Annotated in this window: 11 protein-coding genes and 1 pseudogene; 6 read left to right on the top strand and 6 right to left on the bottom strand. The window is 73.3% G+C overall.

Features of this window, described 5'->3' with window-relative positions:
- Positions 1-122, top strand: a pseudogene (locus VFM98_RS19200) (sugar phosphate isomerase/epimerase); the annotation flags it as partial.
- Between the two features lie 113 nt (positions 123-235).
- Here VFM98_RS19200 and VFM98_RS19195 read toward each other — a convergent pair.
- A complete protein-coding gene (locus tag VFM98_RS19195; protein ID WP_325111500.1) occupies positions 236-754 on the bottom strand; it encodes a polymer-forming cytoskeletal protein in 519 nt (172 codons plus the stop codon).
- Between the two features lie 218 nt (positions 755-972).
- Here VFM98_RS19195 and VFM98_RS19190 point away from each other — a divergent pair, with 218 nt between their 5' ends.
- A complete protein-coding gene (locus VFM98_RS19190) occupies positions 973-1,674 on the top strand; it encodes a hypothetical protein (protein WP_325111499.1) in 702 nt (233 codons plus the stop codon).
- Positions 1,675-1,744: 70 nt separating this feature from the next.
- Here the strand turns inward: VFM98_RS19190 and VFM98_RS19185 are convergent, their stop codons facing one another.
- Entirely contained in the window at positions 1,745-2,314 is a 570-nt protein-coding gene (locus tag VFM98_RS19185; protein ID WP_325111498.1) for a histidine phosphatase family protein, read from the bottom strand.
- Between the two features lie 49 nt (positions 2,315-2,363).
- Here VFM98_RS19185 and VFM98_RS19180 point away from each other — a divergent pair, with 49 nt between their 5' ends.
- The gene (locus tag VFM98_RS19180) at positions 2,364-3,254 is read left to right on the top strand and encodes an aldo/keto reductase (protein ID WP_325111497.1); all 891 of its coding nucleotides are present in this window, start codon (positions 2,364-2,366) and stop codon (positions 3,252-3,254) included.
- The gene (locus tag VFM98_RS19175; RefSeq protein WP_325111496.1) at positions 3,251-3,850 is read left to right on the top strand and encodes a DUF6064 family protein; all 600 of its coding nucleotides are present in this window, start codon (positions 3,251-3,253) and stop codon (positions 3,848-3,850) included. Before VFM98_RS19180 ends, VFM98_RS19175 begins: the two co-directional genes overlap by 4 nt.
- Before the next feature lie 4 nt (positions 3,851-3,854).
- Here the strand turns inward: VFM98_RS19175 and VFM98_RS19170 are convergent, their stop codons facing one another.
- The 4 genes from VFM98_RS19170 to VFM98_RS19155 form a co-directional block, all read right to left on the bottom strand.
- Complete coding sequence (locus VFM98_RS19170) at positions 3,855-4,667, bottom strand: general secretion pathway protein GspB (protein WP_325111495.1); 813 nt, start codon at positions 4,665-4,667, stop codon at positions 3,855-3,857.
- A gap of 17 nt (positions 4,668-4,684) precedes the next feature.
- Positions 4,685-6,364 carry an AAA family ATPase gene (locus tag VFM98_RS19165; RefSeq protein WP_325111494.1) on the bottom strand — a complete coding sequence of 560 codons (1,680 nt, stop codon included), beginning with the start codon at positions 6,362-6,364 and terminating at the stop codon, positions 4,685-4,687.
- 61 nt (positions 6,365-6,425) lie between these two features.
- The gene (locus VFM98_RS19160) at positions 6,426-7,661 is read right to left on the bottom strand and encodes an MFS transporter (RefSeq protein WP_325111493.1); all 1,236 of its coding nucleotides are present in this window, start codon (positions 7,659-7,661) and stop codon (positions 6,426-6,428) included.
- 72 nt (positions 7,662-7,733) lie between these two features.
- On the bottom strand, positions 7,734-8,102 hold the full coding sequence (locus VFM98_RS19155) for a metalloregulator ArsR/SmtB family transcription factor (protein WP_325111501.1): 369 nt from the start codon (positions 8,100-8,102) through the stop codon (positions 7,734-7,736).
- A 135-nt stretch (positions 8,103-8,237) separates the two neighbouring features.
- On the opposite strand from VFM98_RS19155, the gene VFM98_RS19150 reads away from it, so the two are divergent.
- Together VFM98_RS19150 and VFM98_RS19145 are read left to right on the top strand one after the other, a co-directional pair.
- Positions 8,238-9,323, top strand: coding sequence for an efflux RND transporter periplasmic adaptor subunit (locus VFM98_RS19150; protein WP_325111492.1), 1,086 nt, complete (start codon positions 8,238-8,240; stop codon positions 9,321-9,323).
- 19 nt (positions 9,324-9,342) lie between these two features.
- The coding region (locus tag VFM98_RS19145) for an efflux RND transporter permease subunit (protein WP_325111491.1) at positions 9,343-9,733 on the top strand (391 nt) is incomplete at its 3' end.

The raw sequence follows: 9,733 nt of genomic DNA, 5'->3' as shown, positions 1-9,733 counted from the left end.
TGGAGGCGCAGGGCTTCGCCGGCTTCAGCGAGGTGGAGATCTTCTCCACCGGCAACTGGTGGAAGCGGCCGCACGGCGAGGTGCTGGACACCTGCATCGTGCGGCACAAGACGGTGGTCTGAACGGGAGCGCGCGCTGCGCGCTTTCCAGGCCCCCGCCTCCGCGGGGGTGACGGAGCTCGTCGTCCCCGCGCAGGCGGGGACCCAGGGCTTCCCCGCCTGCGCGGCGAGGACCCTTATTGCACCTGCTGCAGCGGCGGGCGCGCGGCCGGTTGCGCGGGGCGCGGGCCGGTGCCGGCCTCGATCTCGCCGGAGAGCTGGCCGCCCTCCTCGATCACCACCTTGCCGTAGCGGACCTTGCCGGTCACCTTGCCGGTGGAATAGATCACGAGCTTCTGGCGCACCGTGAGGTTGCCGTCGAACAGGCCGCGGATTTCGGCCACGTCGATCTCGGCGGAGCCCTTGAAGGCGCCGCGCTCGGAGATCTGGATCACGCGCGAATCCATGGTCGCCTCGACCGAGCCCTCGACCACCAGCGTGTCGCAGTCGGTGATCTCCACGCCCTTGAGCTTGATGTTCGGACCGACCGTGAGCTTGCTCTCGCCTTCCTTCACGGTGGAAGCGGTCTGCGCCGGGGCCGAGGGCGCCGGCTGCTGCTGCGCGGCGGCCGTCGCGGCGGCGTTCGGGTTGAGGCCGGTTCGCGGGTAGGTGTCGTCGCGCTTGGTGTTGTTGAAGAAGGGGGACTGCAAAGCCATGAAGCTGTTCCTCTGAGTGCGATCGTTAAGGAGAGACAAGACCCGTGATCCTAGGCAGCGCATCCATTACATGTTCGACCGGCGGCGCAAGAAGGGTAACGAATGGCGTTGCAGCGGGCCGACGCGCGTGCCAGCCATTGGGCAGGCGCGTCCCGGCAGTGCCTTGCGCTGCAGCGCCTCTGCCTGCACCATGGGGGCAGAGGGACGGAGGAGTTGCGATGAAGCATTGGTTACGATGGGGATGCTGCGCCGGCCTCTTGGCCGCGTCGATCGGTCTCGCGCGGGCGGAGACGCCCACCAGCAACGAGTTCGAGGCGAGCGCCGCCAACCTGCTGGTGGTGCTGCGCGAATCGCCGGGCGCCAACAAGCAGGACGAGACGCTGCGGCCGTTCGGCAAGATCAGCGCGCGCGCGGCCGACGGGCGCGAGTTCGAGTTCGAGGCCAGCTGGTTCGAATACCTCGGCGACATGCACCTGCGGCTGGTGTTCGACGGCGAGCGGCGCGTGCAGAGCGCCGTGCCGGAGGACCTGCAGCGGTTGCGCCTGAGCCCCGAGGAGGCGCTCGCGCGCGCCGTCGACAACCTGCGGCGCCGCTACGGCCAGCCGGTGGCCCTGCCCTGGAGCGGCGGGCTGATGCAGGTGCACGGCAACGCGCCCGAGTTGGACAGCAGCTATTTCCTCGACCGCGAGTTCTGGCTCGAGCAGCTGCGCCACTCGCCGGCGGGGATCGTGGCCGCGGTGCCGGGCCGCGGCGGCCTGGTGTTCGCGCGCGCCGACGACGATTCCGCGGTGGCCAGCCTGCGCTTCAGCGCCGCGGCCCTGTTCGCGAGCAACGACACGACGCGGATCTCCTCCGGCCTCTACCTGTTCAAGGACGGGCGCTGGTCGGTGTTCCAGCCGCCGCAGCCGGCGCTCGACTGAGGCCTTCCCGGGGGCACGGCTGCGCGCGCTTGCGCAGCCGCGCGCAAGGCATTCCCGTGCGCAGGGCGGCCTAAGGCGTGGCCAGCCGGCCGGCGACGCGGAAGCCGCCGGTGGGCTGCGGCGTCACCACGACCATCTCGCCCATCGCGGGCGCCACGCCCGTCAATGCGTGGATGGTCGAGCCGTGGGTGACGAGGAACAGGTTGCCGCGCTCGGGCACCCGCTCGACGATCTTCTTCAGCGCCGTCACCTGCGGTCCCTCGTGCTCGTACCGTCCGAACAGGTTGCCCAGCGCGGGCTGCACCTCGCCGCTGCGGCCGAACACGAGGCGGGCCGTCTCCAGGCAGCGGCACCAGGGGCTGGCCTGCAGGCCGGCGACCGGGATGCCGCGGCTGCGCAGCACCTCGCCCAGGCGCTGCGCGTGGGCCCGCCCTTCCTCGCTCAGGTTGCGCTGGCTGGCGCAGTCGTCCAGCTTCATGCCCGCCGGGTCGCCCACGCCCGGCTCGGTCCGGTCGTGCCGCAGCAGCACGACCTGGCCGCCCGCGCGCAGCAGCGACCAGATCGCATCGTCGGCGCGCAGCGCGACCGGGGCCAGCGCGGCGAGGACCAGCAGGCATCGCAAGAGGATGGAACTCGGCATGAGAATCTCCCGGGATGCGGTGGAGCGACCCGCATGCTACGCTGGTCCGATGAAGCGCCGCGCACTGCTGCAGTGGGCCGCGCTGGCCGCCGCCGCCGACCGCGCGGCCGCCCAGGCGAGCCCCTCGACCCGTGCCATCCCCTCCTCCGGCGAGCCGATCCCGCGGGTGGGCCTGGGCACCTGGATCACATTCAACGTGGGCAACGATCCGCCCGCGCGGGCCCGTTGCGCGCAGGTGATGCGCGCATTCTTCGAGGCCGGCGGACGGGTGATCGACTCCTCGCCCATGTACGGCTCCTCGCAGGGCGTGGTGGGCGAGGGGCTGCGCGCGCTCGGCGCCCGGCAGCGCGTGTTCTCGGCCGACAAGGTGTGGACCGGCGGCGACGGCGCGGCACAGCTCGAGGCCTCGCGCGCGCAGTGGCAGCTGCCGCGCTTCGACCTGCTGCAGGTGCACAACCTGCTCGCCTGGGAAAAGCAGCTGCCGCTGCTGCAGCGCATGAAGGCCGAGGGCCGCGTGCGCTACGTCGGCATCACCACTTCCGAAGGGCGCCGGGCGCGCGAGTTCGAGCAGATCATGCGCAAGGAGCGCCTGGACTTCGTGCAGTTCACCTACAACCTGCTCGATCGCGAGGCCGAACGCACGCTGCTGCCGCTCGCGGCCGAGCGCGGCATCGCGGTGCTGGTGAACCGGCCGTTCCAGGAGGGCGACCTGCTGCGGCGCCTGGCGCGCCATCCGCTGCCGCCCTGGGCCGGCGAGATCGGCTGCGCGAGCTGGGCGCAGTTCGCGCTGCAGTTCGTGGTCAGCCACCCCGCCGTGACCTGCGCGATTCCCGCGACGCGCCGCATCGACCACGTGCGCGAGAACATGGGCGTGGCGCGCGGACCCTTTCCGGACGCCGCAACGCGCGAGCGCATGGCCGCCTACGTCGCGGGTTTGTGACCGTGACGGAATGGTGGACCTACGGGCTGTCGGATTTCCTGATGTTCTCGCCCCAGGTGTACTGGCGGCTGGTGGCGCGCCACAACGCCGCGTGGTGGCCCTGGCAGGCTCTGGCGCTGGCGGCGGCCCTGGCCTTGCCGGTGCTGCTGCGCGCGCGGAGGCCTGGCGCGCAGCGTGCCGCGCTGGCGGTCGCAGCGCTGGCCTGGGCCTGGCTGGGATGGGCGTTCCACTGGCGCCTCTATTCCGAGATCTTCCTCGCCGCGCCCTCGGTGGCGCTCGCGTGCGGCCTGCAGGCGCTGCTGCTCGCCGCGGCGGCCGGCCTGCCGCTGCGATCGCGCGAGGGGGCCGCGCCGGGCCCGCTGGGCGCGATCCTCTTGGCCGCCGCCCTGCTCTATCCGCTGCTGGCGCCGCTGACGGGCCACCCGTGGAGCGAGGCGGAGGTGTTCGGCTTCATGCCGGAACCGACGGCGCTGGCGACGCTGGGCGTGCTGGCCGGAGTGCGCGCGTGGCCTGCGTGGAGCCGCTGGCTGCTGTCGGTGATTCCGGGCGCCTCGCTGCTGCTCGGCGCCGCCACCCGCTGGCTGATCGCGCAGTGAACGTTCAGTACTGCACGCTGTAGCGCCAGCCGCGGAACTTGAGCACCGCGGACTTGGGCCGGATCTGCTCCACCAGCACGCCGGGCGCCGCTTCCGCGCCTTCGGTGATCACCTGGCCGCCCACGATCAGCATGCGCTGGGACGGGTTGTCCGAGTGCACGCCGCCGGAGATCTGCAGCTTCGGCAGCTCGCGCTGCACGTCGGCCGGGAGTTCGGAGGCGGCGAAGATGCGCTCCGCGGCGGGCGTCGCGGCGGGGGCTGCGGCAGGCGTCGGAGCGGGGGCTGTCGCGGGCGCCGTGGCGGTCGTCGTCGCCGGCACCTTCGCGCCAGCGGTGGGCGTCGGGACGGACGGTGCCGCAGGCGCCCTGACGACGGCGCGATCGAGCGGGCGCTCTGGTGCCGCTGGAGGCGGCGGGCTCACCTGCGCGGCCACCACCGGAGGCGGCGGGCTCACCTCGTTCGCCACCGTCGGCGTCGCAGGCGCAGGGGGAATCACTTCGGTGGCGGCCGCCGGCGTCGCCGCCGGCGGGCTCGCTTCGGCGGCCACCGTCGGCGCCGGGGGCGCAGCCACGGGCGGCCTCGGCACCGGCGCGTTCGGCGGCGGCATGCGGAGATCCTGGAGGATGCGCGGCGAGGGCCGCAGCAGCAGCGCGCCCGCGACCAGCAGCACCAGCGCAGCGACCGCCGCGACCATCCACCACGGGATGCGGCGCCCCGTCTCGGCCGGCAGCGGCACGGGTTGGGCATGGATGCCGCGGCCAGGGTCGCGCTCGCGTTCGGCGTCGGCGCGGCGCAGGGCATCGAGGATGTACGACATTGCGCTCGGTTCTTCCCTCAGGGCTCGGTGCGCAGGCGCGGTTCTTCCACGCCGGTCGCCCGGTTCAGTTGCATGTAGGTCAGGGGGCCCGGCTGGCCGTCGGGCGGCAGGCCCTGCGCGAGCTGGAAGGAGCGCACCTGCGCGCGCAGCGCCGCGTCCAGCACCGCGGGTCGCGTGGGCGCCGGCGCGCCGCGCGACGCTGCGAGGCCACCGGCCACCCATTCCAGCGTGGCGCCGCCCTGCTTCGCGCCGTACCCCGGCGGCGTGCGCCACAGGGTGCCGAACTCGCCGTGCCAGCGTTGCGCCAGTGCGGTGAGCGTGACGGTCTGCTCGGTGCCCGCCGCCTGCAGCGTCGCCGTGCTGTCGGTGAGGCCGGCCAGGATCGCGTAGGAGGGCTGGCCGCTGTCGCTGTCCAGGGTGACGATGCCGGGCCGACCGAGCTGGCGGATCAGCGCCAGCGTCATCGTGCGGCTGAAGCACTGCACCTGCTTGCGCGCCAGCGCCGTGCAGGCATCGCCCTCTTCCACCGGCAGCTGCCAGGCCTGCGCCAGTTCGCGCCAGGCCTGCTGCTCGTCGCGCAGCAGCGTGGGCGGGGCGGGGGCAGGGGCAACGGCCGGCGCAGATGCCGGGGCCGAAGCCACCGGAGTCGATGGCGCGGCCGCGGCCACCAGCACCGGTTCGGCGGCGGAACCCGGAAGCTGCGGGGCCTGCGCTTCGACTTGCGGCTGCGGTGCCTGTTCCGCCGGCGCCGGCCGCGCGATCATGGGCAGCGAGTGTTCGGCCACCCGCGTCACTGCGGCCAGCAGGCCGGCGCCCGCAACCAGCCCCAGCACGCCGGCGAGCGCAGCCCGCGGCCAGGCCCGCACGGGCCCCGCGCTGCGCGGAAACACCTCCGCCGCCGCCTCGCCGACGATGCCGCGCGTGACCTGGCCTTGCCCATTCGCATAGGCGCCCAGCAGGGCCCGGTCGCACAGCAGGTTGATGCGGCGCGGCACTCCGCCGGTGGCCCGGTGGATGCTGCGCAGCGCCCGCCGGTCGAAGGGCAGCGGCCGCTGCAGCCCGCACATCTCGAGGCGATGGCGCACGTACTGCGCCGTCTCCGCCTCGCCGAGCGCGCGCAGGTGGTAGCGCGCGATCACGCGCTGGGCCAGCTGCTCCAGCTCCGGCCGGGCGAGCATCTCGCGCAGCTCCGGCTGGCCGATCAGGATGATCTGCAGCAGCTTGCGCTCGCTGGTCTCGAGGTTGGTCAGCAGCCGCAGTTGCTCCAGCACCTCGGGCGCGAGGTTCTGCGCCTCGTCGATCACCAGCACGTTGTTGCGGCCCGCCGCGTGCGACTGCAGCAGGAACGCGTTGAGCGGATCGAGGTAGTCCTTGACGGTGGCGGCGCGCTGCGCCGGCGGCGTGACGGCCACGCCGAACTCGTGGCACACCGTCTCCAGCAGCTCCAGCACCGTGAGCTTGGGATTGAAGATGTAGGCCAGGTTCACGTGCTGCGGCACCTGCTCCAGGAAGGAGCGGCAGACCGTCGTCTTGCCGGTGCCGATCTCGCCGGTGAGCAGCACGAAGCCGCCGCCGCCCTGCACGCCGTACAGCAGGTGCGCCAGCGCTTCCCGGTGCTGCTCGCTCATGAACAGCAGGCGAGGGTCGGGCGCGATGGAGAACGGCTCCTGCTTCAGCCCGAAATACGCGGCGTACATGCCGCAAGGATAACTCGGCGGTGTAACAGCGGCGAGAGGTCGTGCCCGGGCAGCGCGGGGCTCAGGCCACCGCCATCCCGCCGCGGCGCACGCGCCGCACGCTCACGGCGCTGGCGATCATCAGACCCTGCAGCAAGGCCAGTACCAGCCACACGGCGACGAAGGCGTGGCGGTCGATCAGGGCCGCGAACACCAGCGGCGCGATCGCCTGTCCCACGTCGAGGCCAGAATAGACCACGCCGAACACCCGGCCGCTCGCGTTGTCGGGCGTGGAGCGCTTCACCAGCAGGTCGCGCGAGGGGCCGGAGACGCCGGTGGCCACGCCCATCGCGCCGAACAGCACCGGCACGGCTGCGACCGGCACGGCCAGCACGCCGATCGCCAGCGCGATCAGGGCCGCGATGCCGCAGCCGGCGGCCACCACGCGTTCGCAGCGCTCGGGATCGGAGGCGAGAAAGCCGCCCAGGAACACGCCCCCGGCGCTGCACACCATGTAGGCCGTGACGCAGGCCGCCGCCAGCGCCACCGGGATCTGGTGCAGGTGCCGCAACGCCTCGGGCCCATAGGCTTGCACGCCGGAGAGCGCACCCGCATAGGCCATGAAGAAGCCGAAGCACATCCAGACGGCGGGGATGCGCAGGAAGCCCAGGCTGCTCTCGGCCCGGGCCCCCGGGGCGGCTGCGGGCTGCGGCGCCGGCGGCAGGTCCAGCGTCGCGCGCTTCACCCACAGCACCGCCAGCACGGCGAGCGCCACGCAGCCGCCGGCCGCCAGCGCCACGCGCCAGTGGAAGGCGATGGCCAGCGGCACGACCAGGGCCGGTGCGATCGCCCAGCCCAGGCTGCCGGTGATGCCGTGCACGCTGTACGCATGCCCGAGCCGGCGCGGGCTGACCTTGCGGTTGATCAGCGTGTAGTCCGCCGGGTGGAACACGCCGTTGCCCATGCCGGCGACGACGACGCACAGCGCCATCGTGGCGTAGTTGGGACTGGCCGCGAAACCGAATGCGCCCAGGGCCACCAGCCCCAGCCCGCCGAACAGGATCGGCCGCGGCCCGAAGCGGTCCACCAGAAAACCGGAGGCCGTCTGCACCGCGCACGACACGAAGAAGAAGATGGTCATGAGGAAGGCGAGCTCGGTGTAGCTCACCGCCAGCGCATCCTTCAGCCAGGGGAACAGCGGCGGCAGCAGCAGCTGGCTGAAGTGGCTCACCATGTGCGCGAGGCCCACGAGGCCGATCACGCCGGCATCGCGGCCGATCGGAACGGGAGCGGCCAGGGGCGGCTGCGGGGTCGTCATGGCCCGCATCGTACGCGAGCCTGACGGCGGCCGAGAAGCGGCCGCTATCGCGGACTGGTCCGCAGCCGGACGCTAACCCGCCTTGCGCCCGCGGCGCGGCGCCGGCGCGACGCTGGCGAACAGCCGCCCGTGCTCCGCCGAGCGCTCGTGCTGGCGCGCGATGCTGCCGCACACCAGGTCGCAGAGCGCGTAGACGGACGCGTCGCCGATGCTGTAGTAGGCCGCCGTGCCGCGGGCGTCGCGCCGCACCAGCCCCTGCTGCATCAGGAAGGCGAGGTGGCGCGAGACGTTGGCGGCGGTATAGCCGGTGAGCTCGGCCAGCTCGCCCACGTTGTGCTCGCCGGAACGCAGCAGGTTCAGGATGTGCAGCCGCGTGGGCTCGGACAGCGCCCGGAAATAGGCGGCGACCTTCTCCAGGGCTTCGGGGGGCAGACCTTCCATCAGGGCGAAGAATTCGTGGCGCTCGCGCACATCATGCCTCATGCGGCTCTCCTCGGGGAATGCATGGCTACTTGCTTTCTTAGCTGATTGGCTAAATAATACGAGCATTCCACGGAAGAGCCAAGGAGCCAGACCATGAAGCGTGCGACCTGCCGCCGCGCCCGCGCCACGGCCGCGTGGCTCGCCACTGCGTTGGCGGCCCTGCTGCTGGCGCTGTTCCAGACGTTGGCCGCAGCGGCCGACGCCCCTGCCGACCGTCCGGCCGCCACGCTGCGCACCGCCCCCGCCAGCACCGACGCGACGGCCGGCAGCGCCGCCTACGAAGGCGTGGTGGAAGCGGTGCGCCAGACGGTCGTGGCGGCGCAGGTGCCCGGCGCCGTGGTGGCGCTGAACGTCAAGGCGGGCGACCGCGTGCAGGCCGGGCAGGTGCTGCTGCGCCTCGACGCCCGCGCGGCCGCCCAGGCCGCCGCCGCCAGCGCAGCCCAGGTGCGCGCCGCGCGCGCGGCGCAGGAGGCGGCCACGCGCGACTTCGAGCGCCAGCAGCAGCTCTTCGCGCAGAACTACATCAGCCGCGCCGCCCTCGACCGCGCCGAGGCCACGTACAAGACGGCGCAGGCCGAGGCCGCTGCCCAGCTCGCCAGCGCGAACGCGGCACTCACGCAGACCGACTTCCACGTGGTGCGCGCCCCCTATGCCGGCGTGGTCGCCGACGTCGCCGTGGTGCTGGGCGACATGGCCATGCCGGGCCGGCCGCTGCTCACGCTGTACGACCCGGCCGCGCTGCGGGTGAGGGCGGCGGTGCCGCAGACGCTGCTGCCGCGGCTGGGCGGCGCGCTGCCGGCGCAGGCCGAGATCCCTGGCGTGGGCGCGCGCATCCAGCCGACCCGGGTGCAGCTGCTGCCCACGGTCGATCCGGCGACCCACACGCTCGAATTGCGGCTGGACCTGCCGGCCGGCCTCGCCGGCGTCAGCCCGGGCATGTTCGCGCGCGCGTGGCTGCCGCTCGCCGGCAACGGCGCGGGCCGCGTCTACGTGCCGCAGCAGGCCGTGGTGCGGCGGGCCGAACTGGCGGCGGTCTACGTGGTCGGCAGCGACGGCCGCCCGCTGCTGCGCCAGGTGCGCCTGGGCCGCAGCGACGGCGAGCGCACCGAGATCCTGGCCGGCGTCGCCGCGGGCGAGCGCGTGGCGCTCGATCCCCAGCAGGCGGCGCGCGTGCGCTGAAGCGAGGGGAGGAGCCGCCATGAAGCAACCGGGCCTCGGCCTGTCCGGCCGCATCGCCGCCTCCTTCCAGGCGGCGCAGATCACGCCGCTGCTGGCGCTGGTCGCGCTGCTGCTCGGGGTGTTCGCCGTGCTGGTCACCCCGCGCGAGGAAGAACCACAGATCGACGTCACCATGGCCAACGTGCTGGTGCCCTTCCCCGGCGCCGCCGTGCGCGATGTAGAGCAGATGGTCGCGACGCCGGCCGAACAGGTGCTGGCGCAGATCGCCGGCGTCGAGCACGTGATGTCGCTGTCGCGTCCCGGCCTCGCCGTGCTGACGGTGCAGTTCGAGGTCGGCGTGCCGCGCACCGAAGCCCTGGTGCGGCTGCACGACACGCTGCAGGCCAATGCCGACTGGCTGCCGCGCGGCC

This window comes from Ramlibacter sp. (assembly GCF_035706265.1).
GTDB lineage: Bacteria > Pseudomonadota > Gammaproteobacteria > Burkholderiales > Burkholderiaceae_C > Ramlibacter.
The sequence above is the reverse complement of the archived record's forward strand: the minus strand, read 5'-3'. Positions and strand labels throughout refer to the sequence as shown.

Excerpts from the sequence above, each read along its gene's own strand:
- VFM98_RS19195 (WP_325111500.1), bottom strand. The coding sequence starts at position 754 with ATGGCTTTGCAGTCCCCCTTCTTCAACAACACCAAGCGCGACGACACC.
- VFM98_RS19190 (WP_325111499.1), top strand. The coding sequence starts at position 973 with ATGAAGCATTGGTTACGATGGGGATGCTGCGCCGGCCTCTTGGCCGCG.
- VFM98_RS19185 (WP_325111498.1), bottom strand. The coding sequence starts at position 2,314 with ATGCCGAGTTCCATCCTCTTGCGATGCCTGCTGGTCCTCGCCGCGCTG.
- VFM98_RS19180 (WP_325111497.1), top strand. The coding sequence starts at position 2,364 with ATGAAGCGCCGCGCACTGCTGCAGTGGGCCGCGCTGGCCGCCGCCGCC.
- VFM98_RS19170 (WP_325111495.1), bottom strand. The coding sequence starts at position 4,667 with ATGTCGTACATCCTCGATGCCCTGCGCCGCGCCGACGCCGAACGCGAG.
- VFM98_RS19165 (WP_325111494.1), bottom strand. The coding sequence starts at position 6,364 with ATGTACGCCGCGTATTTCGGGCTGAAGCAGGAGCCGTTCTCCATCGCG.
- VFM98_RS19160 (WP_325111493.1), bottom strand. The coding sequence starts at position 7,661 with ATGACGACCCCGCAGCCGCCCCTGGCCGCTCCCGTTCCGATCGGCCGC.
- VFM98_RS19155 (WP_325111501.1), bottom strand. The coding sequence starts at position 8,102 with ATGGAAGGTCTGCCCCCCGAAGCCCTGGAGAAGGTCGCCGCCTATTTC.
- VFM98_RS19150 (WP_325111492.1), top strand. The coding sequence starts at position 8,238 with ATGAAGCGTGCGACCTGCCGCCGCGCCCGCGCCACGGCCGCGTGGCTC.